Source organism: Rhodovarius lipocyclicus (assembly GCF_009900765.1).
GTDB lineage: Bacteria > Pseudomonadota > Alphaproteobacteria > Acetobacterales > Acetobacteraceae > Rhodovarius > Rhodovarius lipocyclicus.
In genome coordinates this window covers 537,285-556,565 of record NZ_JAAABL010000001.1, presented here as the reverse complement: position 1 = coordinate 556,565, position 19,281 = coordinate 537,285, and the positions used below count along the sequence as shown (strand labels likewise).

17 protein-coding genes and 1 tRNA gene are annotated in these 19,281 nt (G+C 63.4%); 10 read left to right on the top strand and 8 right to left on the bottom strand.

All coding sequences use genetic code 11. The features are described from left to right. Positions 1 to 160: 160 nt before the first annotated feature. Positions 161 to 1,582 carry a site-specific DNA-methyltransferase gene (locus tag GT007_RS02850; RefSeq protein WP_236571454.1) on the bottom strand — a complete coding sequence of 474 codons (1,422 nt, stop codon included), beginning with the start codon at positions 1,580 to 1,582 and terminating at the stop codon, positions 161 to 163. A 441-nt stretch (positions 1,583 to 2,023) separates the two neighbouring features. Next, positions 2,024 to 2,296, bottom strand: a complete 273-nt coding sequence (locus tag GT007_RS02845; RefSeq protein WP_160120029.1) for a helix-turn-helix domain-containing protein — start codon at positions 2,294 to 2,296, stop codon at positions 2,024 to 2,026. Between the two features lie 175 nt (positions 2,297 to 2,471). Between GT007_RS02845 and GT007_RS02840 the strand changes: the two genes are divergently transcribed. The 4 genes from GT007_RS02840 (at position 2,472) to GT007_RS02825 (ending at position 6,561) form a co-directional block, all read left to right on the top strand. Then, the gene (locus GT007_RS02840) at positions 2,472 to 3,014 is read left to right on the top strand and encodes a hypothetical protein (RefSeq protein ID WP_160120028.1); all 543 of its coding nucleotides are present in this window, start codon (positions 2,472 to 2,474) and stop codon (positions 3,012 to 3,014) included. Between the two features lie 367 nt (positions 3,015 to 3,381). Then, a complete protein-coding gene (locus GT007_RS02835) occupies positions 3,382 to 3,813 on the top strand; it encodes a hypothetical protein (RefSeq protein ID WP_160120027.1) in 432 nt (143 codons plus the stop codon). A gap of 314 nt (positions 3,814 to 4,127) precedes the next feature. Further along, a complete protein-coding gene (locus GT007_RS02830) occupies positions 4,128 to 4,562 on the top strand; it encodes a hypothetical protein (protein ID WP_160120026.1) in 435 nt (144 codons plus the stop codon). A 715-nt stretch (positions 4,563 to 5,277) separates the two neighbouring features. Next, positions 5,278 to 6,561, top strand: coding sequence for a hypothetical protein (locus GT007_RS02825; RefSeq protein WP_160120025.1), 1,284 nt, complete (start codon positions 5,278 to 5,280; stop codon positions 6,559 to 6,561). Here the strand turns inward: GT007_RS02825 and GT007_RS02820 are convergent. The 3 genes from GT007_RS02820 to GT007_RS02810 are packed head-to-tail and all read right to left on the bottom strand — an operon-like array spanning position 6,542 to position 9,956. Further along, the gene (locus GT007_RS02820) at positions 6,542 to 7,624 is read right to left on the bottom strand and encodes a hypothetical protein (RefSeq protein ID WP_160120024.1); all 1,083 of its coding nucleotides are present in this window, start codon (positions 7,622 to 7,624) and stop codon (positions 6,542 to 6,544) included. The two genes, GT007_RS02825 and GT007_RS02820, sit on opposite strands and share 20 nt — an antisense overlap. Beyond that, complete coding sequence (locus GT007_RS02815; RefSeq protein ID WP_160120023.1) at positions 7,617 to 8,270, bottom strand: hypothetical protein; 654 nt, start codon at positions 8,268 to 8,270, stop codon at positions 7,617 to 7,619. Before GT007_RS02815 ends, GT007_RS02820 begins: the two co-directional genes overlap by 8 nt. Positions 8,271 to 8,273: 3 nt before the next feature. Beyond that, entirely contained in the window at positions 8,274 to 9,956 is a 1,683-nt protein-coding gene (locus GT007_RS02810; protein ID WP_160120022.1) for a coiled-coil domain-containing protein, read from the bottom strand. A gap of 933 nt (positions 9,957 to 10,889) precedes the next feature. Here GT007_RS02810 and GT007_RS02805 point away from each other — a divergent pair. From GT007_RS02805 to GT007_RS02795, 3 genes are read left to right on the top strand one after another with little or no spacing between them, the layout of a single operon-like run. Then, entirely contained in the window at positions 10,890 to 11,543 is a 654-nt protein-coding gene (locus GT007_RS02805; RefSeq protein ID WP_160120021.1) for a DUF3489 domain-containing protein, read from the top strand. After that, positions 11,540 to 12,010 (top strand): DUF2924 domain-containing protein, encoded by a 471-nt coding sequence (locus tag GT007_RS02800; RefSeq protein WP_160120020.1) that lies wholly within the window; start codon positions 11,540 to 11,542, stop codon positions 12,008 to 12,010. Before GT007_RS02805 ends, GT007_RS02800 begins: the two co-directional genes overlap by 4 nt. Further along, a complete protein-coding gene (locus GT007_RS02795) occupies positions 12,003 to 13,913 on the top strand; it encodes a recombinase family protein (RefSeq protein WP_160120019.1) in 1,911 nt (636 codons plus the stop codon). The genes GT007_RS02800 and GT007_RS02795 overlap by 8 nt, the downstream gene beginning before the upstream one ends. Before the next feature lie 345 nt (positions 13,914 to 14,258). Here GT007_RS02795 and GT007_RS02790 read toward each other — a convergent pair. The 3 genes from GT007_RS02790 to GT007_RS02780 form a co-directional block, all read right to left on the bottom strand. Then, positions 14,259 to 14,348: transfer RNA gene (locus GT007_RS02790), tRNA-Ser, on the bottom strand. A gap of 48 nt (positions 14,349 to 14,396) precedes the next feature. Further along, on the bottom strand, positions 14,397 to 15,005 hold the full coding sequence (locus tag GT007_RS02785) for a DedA family protein (RefSeq protein WP_160120018.1): 609 nt from the start codon (positions 15,003 to 15,005) through the stop codon (positions 14,397 to 14,399). Next, a complete protein-coding gene (locus GT007_RS02780; protein ID WP_160120017.1) occupies positions 15,002 to 16,672 on the bottom strand; it encodes an ArnT family glycosyltransferase in 1,671 nt (556 codons plus the stop codon). The genes GT007_RS02785 and GT007_RS02780 overlap by 4 nt, the downstream gene beginning before the upstream one ends. A gap of 168 nt (positions 16,673 to 16,840) precedes the next feature. Between GT007_RS02780 and GT007_RS02775 the strand changes: the two genes are divergently transcribed. From GT007_RS02775 to GT007_RS02765, 3 genes are read left to right on the top strand one after another with little or no spacing between them, the layout of a single operon-like run. Further along, complete coding sequence (locus tag GT007_RS02775; protein ID WP_160120016.1) at positions 16,841 to 18,064, top strand: ABC transporter substrate-binding protein; 1,224 nt, start codon at positions 16,841 to 16,843, stop codon at positions 18,062 to 18,064. Further along, positions 18,061 to 18,426 (top strand): hypothetical protein, encoded by a 366-nt coding sequence (locus GT007_RS02770; RefSeq protein ID WP_201451770.1) that lies wholly within the window; start codon positions 18,061 to 18,063, stop codon positions 18,424 to 18,426. Before GT007_RS02775 ends, GT007_RS02770 begins: the two co-directional genes overlap by 4 nt. Next, entirely contained in the window at positions 18,423 to 19,268 is an 846-nt protein-coding gene (locus tag GT007_RS02765; protein ID WP_160120015.1) for an alpha/beta fold hydrolase, read from the top strand. Before GT007_RS02770 ends, GT007_RS02765 begins: the two co-directional genes overlap by 4 nt. The last annotated feature ends 13 nt before the right edge of the window (positions 19,269 to 19,281 follow it).

Sequence of the window (19,281 nt, the reverse complement as noted above, 5' to 3'; positions counted from 1 at the left end):
TCTTCGGAAAGAACGGCCGCAGCCGCTCCATCTGCTCATCCGTTAGCCAAAACAGGTCGCTCATCCCGGTCTCCTCGCGGAGCCTGAATCAGATCGCGACGCTCATATCAATGGGTCCTGACCCTAGCCATGTTTCGTGTCCTTAAGATCGGGATGGAGGTCACTGACGCGCAGCTTGGTGCTGCAGCCTATCCAGGGGTTGGGGGGAGCTGCCGCCGGCGGGCGTCCGCAGATGCGGCGGCAGAATCCGCACCCGCGGGACCACGGGGCGAATGGGGGAATGAGGTTCAGCGGGCTGTGCAGCGGAGGCTTCTGCTTCGGTGCGGCGTGCCTCACGCACCTCGCGCCAGGTGCGCCCGTCGCCCGCCAGCACCGCTTCCTGGCCGGTGAAGGTCTGCCAGCGGCGAATGGCGACATCCACGTATCGGGCGTCGTACTCCATGCCGCAGCACTGCCTGCCGGTGTGCTCGGCCGCCATGAGGGTGGTGCCCGACCCCAAGAAGGGATCCAGTACGGTCTCGCCCTTGCGCGTGGCATCGATGATGGCGTCCGCCATCATGGCCAGCGGCTTGACGGTGGGGTGCATGGCCAGCTCTTCGGCCCGCCCCTGTCGGAAGCCCGACACCCCGGCATAGGACCAGATGTTGGAGCGGGTGGGACGGTGCTTGCCGAGGCCGATGTTGTTGACATGCGGCGCGTTACTGGCCTTGAAGATGGCGCACAGCTCATGCTGGCTGCGGTAGAAGGAGCCTTGGCCGGCGGTCCGCTTGTCCCAGACGATGAGGTTCTTTTGCTCGGTGAAATGCGCCATGGCCGCGGCGTGCAGCTCGGGCAGATGGCGCCAGTCCATGAAGAAGTAGCCGAGGCCGCCATCGCGTAGATGGCCGGCCATGTTGGCGATGCAGATGTCGAGGAAGGTGGTGAATTCCTTCGCGGTCATCTCGCCGCTGGCGAAGGCAAACTCCTCGAAGCGATGCTGGCCTCGGCCGCGGACATGGCCGTTGACCTCCACGTTGTAGGGCGGGTCGGTCAGGATCATGGTGGCGACGTCGCCCTGCATGAGGCGCGCCATGTCGTCCGCGCTGCGAGCGTCCCCGTGGAGCAGCCGGTGCTTGCCGAGTAGCCAAAGGTCGCCCAGGCGGGAGACCGGAAACGGTTCTGGGGGCGGCGGAAGATCCTCAGGTGCCGGGCGGCCCTTGCGCGGCGCGGCCAGCATGGCCTCGACCTCATCCGGCTCGAAACCCGTGATCCCCAGATCGATCTCGAGCTCTGGCAGTTCGATCGACAACGCCTCGAGCTCTTCGATGAGGATTTCGCGGTCCCATCCGGCATTCGCGGCGATTTTGTTGTCGGCCAGCAGCAAGGCACGCTGCTGCGCCATGGATAGGCCGGAGATGCAGATGGTGGGCACCTCGGTCATACCCAGGCGCTTGGCTGCCGCGTGGCGTCCGTGGCCGGCCAGGATGACGTTGTGCTCGTCGATGAGGATGGGCTGCGTGAAGCCGAACTCACGGATGGAGGCGGCGAGCTGCCCGATCTGGTTTTTGCTGTGCGTCCGCGCGTTATGCGGATTCAGGCGCAAGTCGCTTAGCGACCTAAGGACAACCTGATCAGCGACACGGATATCGCGATTAGCTTGAGAGACGGAGCGTACAGCATGCGCCGCACGGCCCCGAGACGAGGGCTTTGCCATGATCAATCTCTCGATCAGCGCTATGGGTGAGCGCCAATTTCAAAAGACCATCACGGCAAACCGGCTCTCGGCAGGATGCCTTGAGCGTGCCCGCACGCGGGAAGTACTGTGGGCATAAGCGGCCAACCTACGCTCTGCCGACATCTCATATCGAGTCAGCAGGGTACTTCACCGCAGAAGATGCCGAATGGCGGAATCAATGTCTAGTACCTCGTGACACGCCTACCCCCAAAATCTGGACGGGTATGGAGGTCATACTCCGGCACCTTGGAGGTCACGTCGCAGCGGGGCATTAGACTGAAGGCTGCAGATCCGCGACGCCGGCGCTGCCTACTCTGATGGCTCAGGCGCGCGGCTACGCCGACGCGTCCGACCGGGACGCGGTGCTCCAGCAGGGGGCGGCTCCAGCAGCTGATGCGGCAGGACGCCGAGGGCCGATGCGATCTTGGCCAGCACTTCGATCGTCGGGTTCCGCACCCCGCGCTCGACACCGCTGATATAGGTGCGATGCAGCTCCGCCTCGAAGGCGAGCTCCTCCTGGCTGAAGCCGCGCTCCTCGCGGAAACGATGCAGATTTCGGCCCACGCGGCGCCGGATGTCCATGCCCGTAAGGGGCGTTGGATGGCTGATATTCTCTACAGACGATGAGTCTCATTTAGACTCGACTGCTGCGGGCATAGGAAGGCAAATGCTCTCTCACGGGCCGAGCCAGATGGCAGCTTGAGAGACGACTTGGCTCGGTCATGCATCCTATAAGTAACATTCTGCAGGAGACCCTATGACCTCGCTCACCACGAATACTGATGTCGCCGAAGACCTCGCTCCCAGCGTCGAGGCCACAGGGCCGGCAGCGCGCGGACGGCTTCCCCGGAAGAACCATGGCAGCAAGTGGACCGCCGAGTTCCTGGTCGCCGCCGAACTCTCTCGCCGCGGCTACACGGTGGCTTTCACCCAGGGCAGCCACACGCCGGATTACGATCTGCTGGCGGGGACGCCGGGTGGTGAGGCCTTCAAGATCGACGTGAAGGGGATGGCGGCACCAGGCGTGTGGCTGGTGAAGGACAAGGCGCCGCAGAAGGATCTCTTCTATGTGCTGGCGCTGGTGCCGCCGGGCGGCAATGGGCGAAAGCCGGACCAGTTTTTTGTGCTGTCGCAGGAGGAGGCGGTAGCCCTGACCAAGGCCTATCGGGAGGCTCGGCCGAACCAGGCGGCGAATTGGTCGGGGTTCAATTGGTCGGATGCGATGCCGCACAAGGACGCCTGGGACAAACTGCCGGGTGGCGGGCTGTGCTCGGGGGCGCCGGTGGTCGAGGGGGAGTGATCTGCGTCGACCGGGCCCAGTGGGCCCGGTTCCTTCCGATGGAGGCGTCAACTCAATCGGCATGACCTCGCAAGCTGCGGCTTGACTGGCGACGCGTCAGTATCGGTGCATGGGCCCCGCACGCGAGGCGTGCGGCCGGACGCGGTGTTCGAGCACCAACGCCCGGCCTGACCCAGGCAAGGAGATCCCCATGCCACAGGCTGAGCAGCAGGTTATCACGAGGCGAGGGAAGACCGGGAGGGTGGCGATCCTGCCCGTCCCGTGGCTGGAGGCTATTCTGGTCCCGCAGGCTGCGCGCTATTTGCCGTACCCGCGCTCCCTCATCCACGCCTAGATTCCTATGGCGGAGATGTCGCGGAGGGCGGGCATGGCGATGGCCATGCTGGCAGGGATGGGGCATGCGGTTGCCACGGGCGGCGATGCCATCGCGGAAAGACCAAGGGTTCAGCAGGTACAGGGCGGAGAGACGGATGCTCTCCTCCTGGAGCTTGCCCGCGAGTTTGCGTCGCTGGCGCTGGAGGAGGAGCGCCTGCAGGAACCCCATTTCAGCCAGAAGCACGTGGAGTACACACGGCAGGTCGACGTCAGGCTCGGTGCAATCGCTGCAAGGCAGGGGGCGATCATGCGTTTGATGGCGACACACCCTGCGACAAGTTTGCTCGGTATTCGCGCGAAGGCACAGGTGCTGGCGTTGTGGCTGGAGCCCGAAATGCGATGCCCAGCCGGCACTCATCCAGACGATGGGGACCCCGAGAGGTCGCTCGCCTGGACACTGTGCTGCGAACTCGGGAGCGCCTGAACCTAGCGACAAGCCACAAAATCATAGACGCGATGTTGATGACTGCTTTGCGCCCGATGCGGACATTCTTTGGCAACTTGCTTGTTCTGGAAAGTGGAATTCTACGGACGCGGTACCCAAAGCCGGCCTGAGCGGTCGGCGCAGATATATGCTTCACCAGCAGCCGCTTGCTGAGTGGAGGGCTACTTCGAACTTCTCGTTGCGATGGATAGAGATATTCCTTGCAAGGTAAACCGCATAGTAGTTCCGCCCTGCGCGCTTGTTAGTGAAATGGTGCGGGTTTATGAGTGACACACAAGCTCAGGAGGCTATCTATGTCCGACACACCTGCTGCGAAAAAGCTCAAGGATGATATCGACCCGGACGCTTTCATGATGAGGGCCAAGGACGGCCTCACGAAGCAGCGTGAGGAGGTGATGGCACGCCGCGCGGCCATCGACGAAGAGCTGGCCGCTATCGACGGCAAGCTCGAGCGCATCGAGAACTACTTTAACCCCGGGAACGTGGTGGGCGGTAAGGCCCCTAGGGTCACCCGCAAGGCCTTCGCCACTGGTACCCGCCGCACTGGCGTGCGGGACGACGTTCTCGCTGCCATCAAGAGGAGACCGGATGGCATCAGCCGTCAGGACTTGCTCAAGGCAATGGATGCTACTGAGAAGTCGCGCGAGCAGAGCATCAGCAATGCCGTCGCCGCGCTTAAGAAGGAAGGCAAAATCACTACCGGCCAGGGGCACTACAAGGCCGCTTAAGCATTCCCCACTGAGATACGACAAAGGCGGCGCTTGAAGCGGTAGCCGCTGTCGCCATTCAGAATGGCGCTAGCGGCGTCGCCTGCCCCCAAGGCGAACATCGTGAACCCGAAGTTAAAGAGAGTAGGGATAGGCACCGCATGTGACAAACGGTGTATCTGTTCTGAAGCGGAAAGTGGCACACATCTTCAAGAAGATGCCTGCATTTCCGGCGGGGTTTTCCTGAGCTCTGATACAATGGCTGATTGAAGTTCACTATCGAAGGAAAGTTAGCCGAGCTCAACACCCATACCACCTCCTTCCAACGGTATCGCATGAAGAGTGCTAGTATCAAGTGCACCGAGACCGAACGAGTAGTGCAGGAGGCGAGGGTGGCCAGGTCGCAGCCTTTCACTTCCTATCCGGCACGCAACACATACACGTGGTTCTCGAAGGACCAGCGCAAGGACATCGACAATGTCGCCTTGACCAAGAGTTTCATTGATGACTGTTTAGTAGATGCTGCCGGATGAAAAGGGGCTGACACGGGCATGGTGCCGGCTTCAGCGGTGAGTTAGCTATCGATAAGAGGCGCCCACGAGTGGAGGTGGCCGTCATACCTGCTGAGTAGGATTACATCGCCAGACGCGGCATAATTGGTTGCTGGCGTGACAAAACGCGGCTATAACCGGCCAAATGCGGCGATCAGGAGCCCTACTATGAACAGCCAGCCGCGATGACCGCCGCAGAAGCAGTTACCTTTGACGACTGGCTTGATGGTCGCAGACCGCTCCATCTGTCTACCAACATCGGCACCGACCGTGCAGCGTTCCAGGGTTGGCGAAACTTCAAAGAAGCTTTTGCTCCGGAGCTGATCGGACAAGCCTACGAAGAGACCAGCCGCGCTCTTGGCCGTCCGGTCACGTCCTGCATCGATCCCTTCGGGGGGAGCGGAACCACTGCACTGGCCTGCCAGTTCCTTGGCGTGTCCCCTACTACCATTGAGGTTAATCCGTTCCTGGCTGACCTCATCGAGGCCAAGCTGTCGTCATATGATGCCGACCAACTAGTGGCGGATTTCAGCGAGGTGATTAAGTGCCGCTACCGCGAGTACGCCGAGCCGTTCCCCGGTGCTCCTGCGACCTTCGTTGAGCCCGGCGTAAGCAATCGGTACATTTTCTCGCGTCCAGTAGCATCGCGCATCGCTTCCATTCGTGCTGCCATTCGGAAGGTCGCGGACCCGGCCAACCGCCGGCTCATGTTAGTGCTGCTTGGCGCCATCTCACTGTCGATCAGCAATGTGGTCGTGAGTGGGAAGGGTCGTCGCTATCGCCGTGACTGGGAGAAGCGGCAACCAGGTCCAGATGCAGTCGACGCTGCCTTCTCACACGCCGTCATCAAGGCGATCTATGAGATACGCCGCTACGAGAACCGGCTGGGCAAGGGGTACCAGGTGCTCCGAGGCGACGCTCGCGAGCTGATCCCGACCAATGCGGGCTATGACCTCACCGTCTTCTCTCCCCCGTACCCAAACTCCTTCGACTACACGGACGTGTACAACGTCGAGCTATGGGTATGCGGCTACCTGGGGAGCAGTGCTGAAAACCGCGAGCTGCGCCTTTCCACACTCCGGAGCCATGTGCAGATCAAGCGATCCTTCGATGCGCCTGTGCTTGAATCATCGACTTTGGAGCGGGTGGCGTCTGAGCTTGATGGTGTGCGGGCGAAGCTCTGGGATCAGGATATCCCGGCAATGGTGTCGGCCTACTTCGCCGACATGAACGTCATCCTGACTAAGCTCTACGGGGGGCTCATTCCAGGCGGCCGAGCCTACATGGTAGTGGGTGATAGTCAGTATGCCGGCGTGTTGGTGCCGGTTGCTCAAATCCTCAACGAGCTGGCGCTAGCCGGTGGCTTCGAGGTCGCCGGCGAGGAGCCTTTCCGTTCGATGCGCGCGTCACCTCAGCAGGGCGGGCGCGAGCAGCTTGCAGAGACGCTGATTACGTTGGTGCGGGTGTGAGATAGCCGCGCGCCGCACGCGACTCTGCGGTATCGCGGAACAGGTACCAACGCCAAAGGGGCACCTGATTCGTTGCCGCATCCGCCGCAATATGGGCGAAGCAGACAGCATCACCTTCGTCATCGCCTCTCATGTCGTAGCAGCAGACCGCAGCTTTAACGCCATTGAGCTGAGCCTGATATGCTAGAGCTTGCTCAAGCGCAGAGCGAACTGCTTCGGGGTGGTTGGCATTCGATGGAGTGCCATTTGTAGTCATATCTGCGAGTGCCTTTAGCTCTAGCACCCATTCCGTCACTACGGCTGGCAAGCTGTCGATAGATATCGTCTTTCTGGAGACAACGATATCTGCGCGGCCGTCTGGCGTCCGAGGCTCGCCTCTTAGATCGTGATGCGGAAATGCGCCTCTTAACAGGTCTACCAGCCGACCCTGGATCCTTTCCTCGGGGCGAGATTCGGGTGTGCCAGCCCCGGCGTCCTTCCAAACACGTTGACCATGCGCCTCCGTAATTAGGAATGGGGTGCGCAAGGATGCTTCATAAAATCGGTCTAGCGCCGACTTCATTTGATCGGTGGTAATTGGAAGTCCGGCCAGCGGAATATCTTCTGCTGATTCCGGGTCATCAAGGCCTCGGCGATACATATGGGCGACCGGAACATTGCCTCTAAAATCCACTACAAAGGCCGGTACATCACCCAATCCAACTTCGCGGATGGCGCCGAAGAGCGATGCTGCATCTGTCCAATTCAGACAAAGCCTGAAGGAGGATTTCAGCGTCGGTGAAGACAGGAAAACTCTATTCGAGACAGGATCAGCGCCATTGGAGAGCATGGGAACTTCAACGTGACGGCATTTCTTGGCATGCTCACTGACCGCATCACTCTGCAAAAACACGGCGAACTGGCCGCTTTCACCGCTCGTATGGCGCTTCGTCACTAAGCTAACTACACCACGTATAAATCGTGTCAGTAAGGAAGACCCAGCTTCGCTGGGCACGCCCAGCGCAGCGGCAGTTGCAGCGATCTCGCTTTCGGGAACCCCGCCGAGGGATGATGGGTCAGCCATTTGCCCTCCGCTTCATCAGGCTCATGTACATAACGAGCTTCTCTGCTCGATTGAGTGTTACCTCCTCTGGTACATATCTCTGGAAGGTCTGTGCTACATTCCACGAAGCGTTGCCTCGTGTCGGAGAGACCCACTCAGCAAAATCGACAACTCTGCCCGCTGATACTTTGGGATTGGAATACGCAGCATCCTTGATCGCAGCATCGTCCTGTCGATCCGGCGCGATATCGAGGAATGCCGCAGCCAGCTCTAACAGAAAGCCTTCCGAGGACCGCTCATCCGGCAAAGCTTGGATGGCTTTTAGGACCGGCGCTGCTTTGATGTGGTTGATCCGGAACAGCGCTATCAGCTTGGCCGGGGCGTCAAGCTGAGCCTCCACGGACAGCGATGCAACGTCCACTAGGCCCGCACCCACCAGTTGGTCTAACTGTGCTTCAAGCGCCGGAAACCTAGGCGCGCCGTCTTTCAAAACGGACCCTTCGACCGGTTCAATTTCCCACAGCGGGCTTAGTACATTCGCAAAGTAGGCGAACGCATTTAATGATTCCAGCGATATAGCAACTCCACCTGTCCGCTCTATTGCAGAGAGCATCTGGAGTAGCTGCGCTCTAATAAGGTAGGGGAAAGCGGTTGCTGATTCGCTCATAGGTCACCGAGGTGCCTGTTCGAGAATAGCAGCAATCTCTCGATTATAATCTGCCCGAAGCTCAGTCAGCGCTGAAGTTGGGTATGCAAGATCGAGTAGGTTTACCAGCCTTGCCTTCCGATCGTCGGGCGTGGCGTAATTTCTCAGCGTGTTAGGAATGAAGTGGCCAGCTACTACATTACAGGCCATGATGAGAGTATTCTCTGACGTGGTCGAAATAAGATGAGCAAATAGATCGCCTGCCCGGGATGCGAAAACCGCGTCAAGTGATCCTTCCGGGCCGTCACTGATGAATGACCCGAGGCTGCGCCCTACCGTCTCAATCAAGCTAATCCGAAATATCATATCCAGATATTCGCGCTGGGAGAGCGATACCTGATCCGCTCGCCGGCGGATAAACTGCGACTGTGTCGCGCCGCTTGTCATCTCTACTTCAAAAGCAGGAAACTCGAAGGCGCGCCCTGTTTGCCCAATGCGGTCTTTGCGCGGGGCGTAGACCAGTTGGACGCGCTCCGCAAAAAACTCATCGGCACGAGTTTGGAAGCTCGATATCAGCCCTTCACGTATGGCCTCCGTTGCCGAGCTGAGCGCTCCAATCAGCGCTCCAATTTGCTCTTCGGCTTCGTCGCGCTCTCTCCGGAACCTATTTACTTCGTGACGCAAACCGACGATGCGATCTTCTGTAGCAGCGAGTTCAACCTGATCTGCACTCGGCAATCTGTTCCGCAGCCGTCGCACTTCACGTTGGGAAGAATCTACTTTGAGACGGCACTCGTCGAGCCTACGATCAGTCGCCACGAAAGCTGCTTCGGCGGCATTAAAGCGAGTTTTTAGTTCTTCCTGCTCTACTCGTGCTGCCATGAGCGTTTCATATGCGGCCTCGGCCCGCTCTTGGAGTGCCGCCGTGGTTGACACCACGGTCTCACTTTGTGCCCGAGGTTGACCGCAGACCAGGCAGCGGTTTTCTTTGCGGCGAAGTTCTAGCTCACTAGCAAACTCCTCAGCCTCATTATTGCAAGCGATACAAATCCGGTCAGTTATGATTTTTAGGAATACGTACTGATCGGTCGCCGGGACACCGGCGAAGGCATGCCGTAATACCTCGTACTTAATTTGCTCATATGCAGAGGCAGCTTCAACCGCCGCGCGATCTGCGCGCTTCGTTTGAACTCGTGCATCCGCGCGCTGTTCGTCATACTGATCTAGTTGTTGACGAAGTGTGACTTCAATAGCTTGAGCTTCATCAAGCTCTGCAGTCGCAAGAGCCAGTTGAGCTTGTACCCCCGCCGCCTGAGCGTTGCGCTGGATTTGACTATCGCGACGCTTGGTAAGGGTGAATATGGTAGCACTGAGATTGCGTGCCGAGCTGTCGGCAGAGACGATGATGCTCTCAAGTCTCCTGAGTTCACTTGATTGCTGTGGAAGGAGAATTGCGCGGAACAGCTCAAATTGCGCTGCGGTGTCCCAGATGAGTGGGTCGCGGGCTTCGAGGAAAAATGTTACCCTATCTATCGCGCGCAGGGCATCGTCGAAACTGGCGAGATTCATCGCTCGCGCCAATAGTTCACGGTACGAGGTCTCGGTAGCAACCGGCTCTACGCCTTCCGGAGCCTCCAGCGACGCTTCTACCAAGGATAGGTCGCTTAGCTTGCGAGTGACAGCAAGTACCGCAACGCCAAATTTCACGGTGATTGTAGCTTGAGCTGATCGGGCAGCATCAAGTACCCGGTGTGCGAAAAACCGAGGATCAACCTGCTGGAGATCAGACCGCTCGCCTGTGAAGCCGGCAGCGCGAGCCCGCACCGGACCGGTAAGCACATGGCGAAGCATAAGGAGTAGCGTGCTCTTACCCAGACCATTAACCCCGATGACCAGCCACGGGCCAGGCGTGAAGGTAATGTTAATGCCAGGCGATTCGGGCGGGTGGCCCGGATAGAGAAGGTAACCGTCGACCTTCAGAGTCTTGAAGACTGGGAAATTTACCAACGGCGCAGCCTCCCGATGGTCGAGCGCATCATTGTGTCGGCCTTCCTTGGTTCATGGCCCACCGCACGCCGTTCCAGGTCCGGATGGAAACAGGATCGCGAGGTGCTTGCAACTGGCGTTTCCACGGTAAGTGGCCACCTTGCGCTAGAAAAGATGGATTTTCTGTGCGCGTGCGGGAACGAAGCGTAATTGTTCTCCGACGAGTATGAAGCCGCAGGGTTTGCCTCGCTACATCGGCTCCAAGTCTGCTTCCGTGGAAGCGGCGGCTTGAAGCCGCCATTCGGCTTCCGGCCATTTTCAGACCTTGATAGACTGGGCGATATTATGAAGTCGACGGCTCGTCAGGCCGCGCAATGGCACGCGACCACGTCGCGTCATAAGTAAACATCGGGGAATTAGGAATGGGGCAAGAAATGAATCTCCATCGCAATTCTTTTGCCCTCGCATGACGGCGGCGTCCATCCGCAGAATATTCGCATGAATTTATACTTCGACTGGCGCTTCTGGGAATTTCGGGCATTGCTGTAGGCGCCGGCGGTCAGGCTGAGACCTGAGCGTCGCCGGCAGCCCGGACCTCCCGGGCTTGTGGTGGTACAGGCGCCGCATGGTGCGGTCCCTGCCGGAGACACCGCCATGGCCCACCCCAAGGCCCTCACCCCCGCCCAGCAGCTCATTCTTCTGACTGCCGCTCAACGCCCTGATCATGCGGTCCTGCCTTTCCCCGATAGCATCCCCCGCCGCGGCGCTGTCCCTCAGCGTCTGATCGCTTCCATGCTGGCCCAGGGGCTGCTGGAGGAATGCCTCGCGACAGAGGGCGCCGATAGCTGGCGCCAGGACGACGCAGATCAGCCGCTGACCCTGCAACTTTCCAATGCCGGGCTGGCGGCTGCAGGTCGGTCTGCCCCCTCCCTGCATCAGTCGCCCGCAGCGCCATCCGCCGAGCCATCCCCGCAGGATGGGGATGCGGCTGACGTTGCCACGCGTCCTCGCTCTGCACCCACCGGCAAGCTTGGCCTGATCATGACGGCAGTTGCTGCGGAGAGTGGTGCCACGCTCGAGGAACTGATCGCCCTGACCGGCTGGCAGCCTCACACCACACGGGCAGCTTTGACCCGTCTCCGCCAGCGGGGCTTCCCCCTGCGCCTCAATCTGCAGGGATCCCGCAAGGCCTACGTCCTCATGGCACACGGCGATGCTGCTGGCGCCGAGGCCAACTCCACCGCGATGATTGAGAAGGTCGTCGTCAGCAACGGCATCGTGGAGGCTGGCGCTGGAGACTCAGCATGAGCCAGCGCACCCTCGACGCTGCCCTGGCTGCGCTGCCAACTCACTCCTCGGCGACATTGCGCCAGGAATGGCAGCGCCTTCATGGCGCTGAACCTTCGCCCTGCCTCAGCCCAGATCTTCTTCGCCGGGGCATCGCCTACAAGCTCCAGGAGGCCGCCCTTGGTGGCCTGCCCAGTAACCTCCGCAAACACCTCGTCGCCGCTGCTGGTGCCGAGGTGACCAGTCAGCCGGCGATGCCGGTCGCTCCAACCCACCTCAGCCCCGGCACCACCCTGGTTCGTGACTGGCATGGCCAGACCCACACCGTCACGGTTCTGCGGGGAGGGTTTGAGTATCTTGGCCGTCATTACGCTTCTCTGTCTCAGATCGCTCGCGAGATCACCGGTGTCGGATGGTCGGGACCTCGCTTCTTCGGTCTGCATCGAAAGGAGCGTGGCCGGATGGGCGGGGTGGGTGCCGATGCGTAGCAAGGCCCTTGGCAGCATAGCGGTCCCAACTTCACCTGCTGCCAAATCGGGGGCATCGGCACGGAGGCCTCGCAGCGGGAGCGCAGGTATCAGGCCCAACAGTGTCGGTGGCGCTGCGGCGCCTGGCCCCATCCGCCGCTGCGCCATCTACACCCGCAAATCTTCCGAGGATGGCCTGGAGCAGGCCTTCAACTCCCTCGATGCCCAACGCGAGGCCTGCGCCGCCTACATCACCAGCCAGCGCCATGAGGGATGGATCCTCCTACCCACCCTCTACGACGATGGCGGCCTCTCAGGCGGTACCCTTGAGCGACCGGCCCTCCAGCGCCTGCTGACCGACATCCAATCCGGCCTCGTCGACCTGGTCGTGGTCTACAAGGTGGATCGCCTCACTCGATCCCTCGCCGACTTCGCCAAGATCGTGGAGGTGTTGGACGGCCATGGCGCCTCCTTCGTCTCCATCACCCAGCAGTTCAACACCACCACCAGCATGGGCCGCCTGACGCTCAACATGCTGCTGTCCTTCGCCCAGTTCGAGCGGGAGGTCACCGGCGAGCGCATCCGCGACAAGATCGCCGCCAGCAAGCGCAAGGGCATGTGGATGGGAGGGGCTGTGCCGCTCGGCTACGACGTGCGCGACCGCAAGCTGGTGGTGAATGCCGAGGAGGCTGAAACCGTCCGGCACATCTATCGCCGCTATCTACAACTGGGCTCAGCCCATCTGCTGGTCACCGAGATGGCTGAGCGCGGCATCCGCAGCAAGGCCCGTCCCTGGCTCACCAACGCCAAGATGCAGGGTGGTCGGGAGATCGGGCGCGGGGCGCTCTACACCCTGCTGCAGAACCGCGCCTATCGCGGCGAGGTGGAGCACAATGGCCACATCTATGCTGGCGAGCATGAGGCCGTCGTCGACGCGGAACTCTGGGATGCAGTGCAGGTCCAGCTGGGCCAGAACCGGCAGGAGCGGTGCGAGCAGCTCCGCGCCAAGGAAGTCAGCCTGCTGGCAGGGCTGGCCTATGACGAGGCTGGAGAGCGTCTCACGCCTACGCATGCGACAAAGGCGGGCAAGCGGTATCGGTATTATGTCAGCCAGCATCTGGTCACCGGCAAGCGGGGCAGGCCGTCACCGCAGATGGCGGCTCAGCGCATCCCGGCACGGGACCTGGAACAGCTAGTGTCTCAGCGACTGATAGAACTGCTCCAGAGCCAGGCTGACCTGCATCGCGCGATCATGCAGGGACAGCAGTACGCCTCCTGCGGCACCGACAGCTCCGTCATCGCATCAGCCGTCCATCCCATCAGCGGTCGTGAGATGAAGCGACTGCTGCAGCGAGGCCGGGAGTTGGCCCAAGGCTGGTCGGCGCTTGGACCGAGCGAGCAGCGGCAGATGCTGCTGGCCGTCCTTCATCGCGTGGAGATCCATGCCCAGGACATCCGGATGGACCTCGACCTCATCGGGCTGATCGCGATGCTGCGTGGGGCTGACGAAAGCACTGCTCCGCATGTGACCTCGCCGAGCATCATCCACCCATCACAGATCCTCACCCTCACCGTGCCCGCACGGCTGCGCCGGGCCGGCCTCGAGATGGCGCTGGTGCTGGAGGACAGCAGTGCAGCGCGCAGGGTCGACACAGGGCTGATCACGCTTATCGCCAGGGCGCTGGTGCTGCAGCAGCGGCTGGTAGCCAGCGATACGACGACGCTAAAGGAGTTCGCTGATCGGGAAGGGCTGACACCATCCTGGGTGACGCGGGTGGTCAGGCTGGCTTGGCTCGCGCCCGACATCGTCAAGGCGATCATCGAAGGACGGCAGCCGGTAGAACTGACCGCAAAGCGGCTGCTCGAGGACAGTCGCCTACCGCTGGGGTGGAAGGAACAGCGGCAGCATCTCGCGATGAGCTAGCAGCGCCAAGGATCCATCACCGCCTTAGCATCACGGCACTGCCCAAACAGCGGTGCCGATCTCGTTCATGACCAACCGAAAAACCCATGCGGGCCAGATTTCTGCCAAGCCGACTTCGCGGTCCCCATCCAGTCAGGCGGCAAATCTCCGCTCCGTTCTCGACGAAAGCGTAGTAGCCCTCATCGCCTCCAAAGACGATTCCGCTGTGCATCGGCGCATCCAACGCCAAAGACGGTCTGAAGCACGTTTTAGGAATGAGACCAGGGCCGCAAAGCCGCGGAAGTCCGCGGCTTTCAGGAGTACACCCGAAAGCCAATAAATCCAATATTATCAATGAATTATCGCTGGCGGACAGGGTGGGATTCGAACCCACGGTACGCTTGCACGTACTCCGGTTTTCGAGACCGGCGCGATCGACCACTCCGCCACCTGTCCAGCACGCGCCCCTTTACCCAGCCCGGGCGCGTCGCGCAATCCTGCCGCTCAGCCTTTCCGGCGGCGGCGCCACGCGTGCCAGATGGGCCACAGGCAGGCCAGCGCCATCACCAGCACCAGCGGCTTGCTCAGCGGGTCCAGCCAGGTTTCCACCACGCCGAATCGGTCCTCCAGCCACCAGCCCAGCACCGTCAGCGCGCCGATCCACAGGCTGCTGCCCAGCATGGTCAGCACATAGAATTGCAGGCGCGGCATTTCGATGATGCCCGCGGGCACCGAGATCAGCGTGCGGATGCCCGGCATCATGCGGCCCAGGAACACGGCCCAGGGCCCCATGCGCTGCAACGCGGCCTGGGCGTCGTCCAGGTCCTGCGCCTCCACCCCCACCCAGCGGCCGAACTTCTCGCACAGCGCCCGGCTGCGCCGCAGCCCGAAGGCGCGCGCGGCCTCGAACCAGATGGCGTTGCCCAGCACCGTGCCCAGCACGCCCGCCAGGATGGCGCCGATCAGCGACATCTGCCCGCGCGCGGCGGAAAACCCCGCGAATGGCATGATCATCTCGGAGGGGATGGGCGGAAATACATTCTCCGCGAACATCAGCAGGAACACCCCCGTCAGCCCCATGCTGGCGATGGTGTCGGTAATCCAGTTGATCATGGTGCCTTCCGATACAGCAGCAGCGTCACCGGCCGCCCGCGGGAATAATTGTAGCCATCAACGCTGGCGATCTCGGCCAGCCGCAGCCCCTGGCGCGCGGCCTCCGCCTGGAAGGCCGCCTCCTGCCGGTGCGCGACCGCGATCACCCGGCCCTCGGCGCCCGACAGGAAAGCCGCGGCCTCCGCCGCGTTGGGCAGCAGCCGCACCTCGGCGCCGACGCGGAACAGAACGGAAGGCTCGGCATGGCCCAGCATGCCGAAATCGCGCGGGGGTAGGCCCGGGGCCACGCGGTCCAGCGTGTCGCCCAGGCGGGGGGAAATCCACATCGCTTCGATGCGCGGCAGCGTCAGCTCCAGCACCGAGACATAGACCGGTACCGCCAGCACCACGCCCAGCACCGCGCCGCGCGCCCAGTTGCCGTGCCGCGTGGCGGCCAGCACCGTCCAGGCCAGCAGCGCGCCGGCCGGCAGGGCGAACAGGGCGGTCCAGACCATCCGCCCGCCCATCAGGAAACCCGCCGCCGGCGCCACGATGCCGATGCCCAGCGCCACACCCACCAGCAGCGCGCGCATGGCCCACAGCATCCAGCGCTGCGGCGCCAGGCGCAGCGGGTCCAACGCCCAATGGGCGATCAGCAGCATCAGCGCCGGATACAGCGGCAGGGTATAGTGCGGCAGCTTGGTCTGCACCGCCTCGAACAGCAGCCAGCTGGGCACGATCCAGGCCAGCAGGAAGCGCGTGGCCGGCAGGCCGCGCTGCAGCCAGGCATGGCGCAGCGCGGGCATCGCCAGCCAGGCGGTGGGGAAGGCCGCGATGATGAAGGTCAGCAGATAGAAGCCCGGCGGGCCCCAATGCTTCTCCTCGCCCGAGCCCACCTTGGCGATCATGTCGTTGCCGACCGCCTCGGCGAAGAAACGGCCTTCGGTGGCGATGCCGATCGCCACCATCCAGGGGGCGGCGATGGCGATCATCAGCGCGACACCCCATTGCGGGCGCAGCGCGCGCAGCCAGGGCGCGCCCCGGTCCATCACCGCCAGCGTGATGCCGGTCAGCAGCGGGATCATCGGCCCGATCGGGCCCTTCAGCAGGATGGAGACACCGAGCACCGCCCAGAACCCCGCCGCCTGCCGCGCCGTGAAGCCGCCGGGCCGGATATAGGCCATGCCGAACAGCCCCATGGCGGCCGCGACGGTGGCCAGCAGGGCGGCGTCGGTCTTGGCGATATGGGTTTCCACCACCAGCACCATGCAGCCCGCCAGTAATGCCGCCGCCAGCAACGCGGCCCGCCGCCCCACCAGGGCGCGCCCCAGCTGGAAGGTGGCCAGCACCGCCAGGATAGCGCCGAGCAGGGAGGGGATGCGATAGGCCCAGATCCGCCCGCGCGCCGGAATGCCCACGGCCTCCAGCGCATGTACCGCCGTCACCTGCGCCCAATGGATGCCCACGGGCTTCTTGTTGCGGTCCTCCTCGCCCACGCGCATGCGCACGTAGTCGCCGCTGTCCAGCATCTGGCGGCTGGCCTGGGCGAAGCGTGCCTCGTCGCGGTCCAGCGCGGGGATGGTGAAGAAGCCCGGCAGATAAAGGCACAGGCAGAGCAGGACCAGCGCCAGGCGGGGCCGGCGGGTGGCCAGGGCCTCGCCCCGGGCGAAGATGTCGGAAAGCTGCATCGGCCGGGGTGGTAGCCCGGATGCGCCGCGCGCGCCAGCTACCAAGCGTAAGCGGGCCATGCGCTCCGGTGCCATGGCAACGCTTGCGCAACGCGCCCGCCCGCGCCAACCTGTACGCACAACAAGCCAGGCCGGCATCGCCCGGGCTGGCACCGGGAAGGACCATCCATGAACATCTCTCGACGGCCGCTGCTGGCCGGCGCGGGTGCCGCCGTGTTCGGCACGGCGCATGCCCAGACACCCCCCACCCTGCGCATCGGCGTGCTGACCGACATGAACGGCCCTTATGCCGCCAACACCGGCCCGGGCTCCGTCGTCGGCGCCCGGCTGGCGGCCGAGGACATGATGCGCGCCCATCCCGGCCTGCGGGTCGAGGTCATCCAGGGCGATTTCCAGAACCGCCCCGATGTCGGCACCACCATGGCGCGCTCCTGGCTGGATACCCAGGGGGTGGATGTGATCCTGGACGTGCCCGTCTCCTCCGTCGCCTTCGCCGTGGCGGACATGGTGCGGGAGAAGGACAAGGTGGCCCTGTTCACCGGCCCGGCCGCGGCCAACCTCTCGGGCGACCGCTGCGGGCCCAACCACGCGCATTGGACCTATGACACCTGGTCACTCGCGTCGGGCACCGGCCGGGCGCTGGTGGCCGATGGCGGGGACACCTGGTTCTTCATCACCGCTGACTACGCCTTCGGCCACGCGCTGGAACGCGACACGGCCGATTTCGTGCGCGCCGCCGGCGGGCGCGTGCTGGGCCAGGCGCGCACGCCCTTTCCGGGCACGACCGATTTCTCGTCCTTCCTCCTCCAGGCGCAGGCGAGCCGCGCGAAGATCGTGGGGCTGGCCAATGCGGGGTCCGACACCGTCTCCTGCATCAAGCAGGCGGCGGAATTCGGGCTGACGCGGCGCGGCGTGCGGCTGGCGGGACTGCTGTTCCAGATCGCGGATGTGCATGCCGTGGGCCTGGCCGCCGCCCAGGGGCTGGTGCTGACCGAGGCCTTCTACTGGGACATGAACGAGGGCAGCCGGGCGTTCTCCGCCCGCGTCGCGCCGCAGCTGAACGGCCAGAAGCCCTCGATGATCCATGCCGGGGCCTATTCGGCCGTCACGCATTACCTGAAGGCCGCCGTGGCGCTGGGCGCCGAGCGCGCCAAGGCCAGCGGCCGCGCCGCCATGGAATGGATGAAGGCCAACCCCACCGATGACCCGCTGTTCGGCCGGGGCGAGCTGCGCGCCGATGGCCGCAAGCTGCATGACATGTACCTGTTCCAGGTGAAGTCGCCCGAGGAAAGCCGCGCCCCCTGGGATTACTACACCCTGCGCCGGACCATCCCCGCCGCCGAGGCCTTCCGCCCGCTGGCCCAGGGCGGCTGCCCGCTGGTGCGCACGTGACGCCGCTGGACCTGCCGGCCCGCGTCAACGCGGACCCGGTGCTGCGGCGCTGGGGCCGGGACCTGTCGGCCGATGTGCTGCTGGAGGTGGGCGGCCAGTCCTGGCTGCTGGCCATCGTGAAGGGGGTGATCACCCAGGTGCGGCAGGGCCCCTTCCTGATGCCGCGCTGGGACGTGGCCTTGCGCGCCGACGCCGAGGCCTGGGCCGACTACCTGCGCCCCGAACCGCCCCCGGGCCGGCACGACCTGTTCGCGCTGATCCGCTTCGGCAAGCTGAAGCTGGAGGGCAACCCGCACCCGTTCATGAGCCATATCCTGTGGTTCAAGGGCGCGCTGGCCACGCTGCGGGGGGCCGCCGCATGATGGAGGACATCATCGGCCGCTACATGCGGCTCGAGCTGGATGGCGTGCCGCACCGCATCTATGTGGAGGAAGCGGGGCAGGGGATTCCCCTGCTGTGCCTGCACACCGCGGGCTCCGACACGCGGCAGTGGCGCGGCCTGCTGAACGACCCCGCCGTGACGCGGCATTTCCGCTGCATCGCCTTCGACCTGCCCTGGCATGGCAAATCCTCGCCGCCCGAGGGCTGGTGGCGCGAGGAATACAAGCTGACCACCGCCGCCTATGCCGGGGCCGTCATGGGGGTGTCCCGCGCGCTGGGGCTGGAAAAGCCCCTGGTCATGGGTTGCTCGATCGGCGGGCGCATCGTGCTGGAACTGGCCGCCGCCCATGGCGCGGAGCTGGGGGGCGTGATCGGCCTGCAATCCTCGGCCCATGTCACGCCCTACTACGATGTCTCCTGGACGCACCGGGCCGATGTGCATGGCGGGGAGGCCTGCGCCGGCGTCGTCAGCGGCCTGATGGCCCCGCAATCGCCCGAGGCCGAGCGCTGGGAGACCCTGTGGCACTACATGCAGGGCGGCCCGGGCGTGTTCCGCGGCGACCTGCATTTCTACAAGGAGGAAGGCGACCTGCGCGGCAGGCTGGCCAGCATCGACACCGCGCAATGCCCGGTGTGGCTGCTGACCGGGGAGTACGATTATTCCTGCACGCCGGAGGCCACGATGGAGGTGGCCGCCGCCGTGCCAGGCGCGAAGGCCACGATCATGGAAAAGCTGGGCCATTTCCCCATGAGCGAGCACTACGCCCGCTTCGCCGCCGCCCTGGCCCCGGTGCTGAGCGAGGTGCGGGCGGCCCGTCGCTGAAGCCTCGGGGGCA

Bases quoted from the DNA above. Each gene is read 5' to 3' on its own strand.
- GT007_RS02845 (WP_160120029.1), bottom strand. From the start codon at position 2,296: ATGGACATCCGGCGCCGCGTGGGCCGAAATCTGCATCGTTTCCGCGAG.
- GT007_RS02840 (WP_160120028.1), top strand. From the start codon at position 2,472: ATGACCTCGCTCACCACGAATACTGATGTCGCCGAAGACCTCGCTCCC.
- GT007_RS02835 (WP_160120027.1), top strand. From the start codon at position 3,382: ATGGCGATGGCCATGCTGGCAGGGATGGGGCATGCGGTTGCCACGGGC.
- GT007_RS02830 (WP_160120026.1), top strand. From the start codon at position 4,128: ATGTCCGACACACCTGCTGCGAAAAAGCTCAAGGATGATATCGACCCG.
- GT007_RS02825 (WP_160120025.1), top strand. From the start codon at position 5,278: ATGACCGCCGCAGAAGCAGTTACCTTTGACGACTGGCTTGATGGTCGC.
- GT007_RS02820 (WP_160120024.1), bottom strand. From the start codon at position 7,624: ATGGCTGACCCATCATCCCTCGGCGGGGTTCCCGAAAGCGAGATCGCT.
- GT007_RS02815 (WP_160120023.1), bottom strand. From the start codon at position 8,270: ATGAGCGAATCAGCAACCGCTTTCCCCTACCTTATTAGAGCGCAGCTA.
- GT007_RS02805 (WP_160120021.1), top strand. From the start codon at position 10,890: ATGGCCCACCCCAAGGCCCTCACCCCCGCCCAGCAGCTCATTCTTCTG.
- GT007_RS02800 (WP_160120020.1), top strand. From the start codon at position 11,540: ATGAGCCAGCGCACCCTCGACGCTGCCCTGGCTGCGCTGCCAACTCAC.
- GT007_RS02795 (WP_160120019.1), top strand. From the start codon at position 12,003: ATGCGTAGCAAGGCCCTTGGCAGCATAGCGGTCCCAACTTCACCTGCT.
- GT007_RS02785 (WP_160120018.1), bottom strand. From the start codon at position 15,005: ATGATCAACTGGATTACCGACACCATCGCCAGCATGGGGCTGACGGGG.
- GT007_RS02780 (WP_160120017.1), bottom strand. From the start codon at position 16,672: ATGCAGCTTTCCGACATCTTCGCCCGGGGCGAGGCCCTGGCCACCCGC.
- GT007_RS02775 (WP_160120016.1), top strand. From the start codon at position 16,841: ATGAACATCTCTCGACGGCCGCTGCTGGCCGGCGCGGGTGCCGCCGTG.
- GT007_RS02765 (WP_160120015.1), top strand. From the start codon at position 18,423: ATGATGGAGGACATCATCGGCCGCTACATGCGGCTCGAGCTGGATGGC.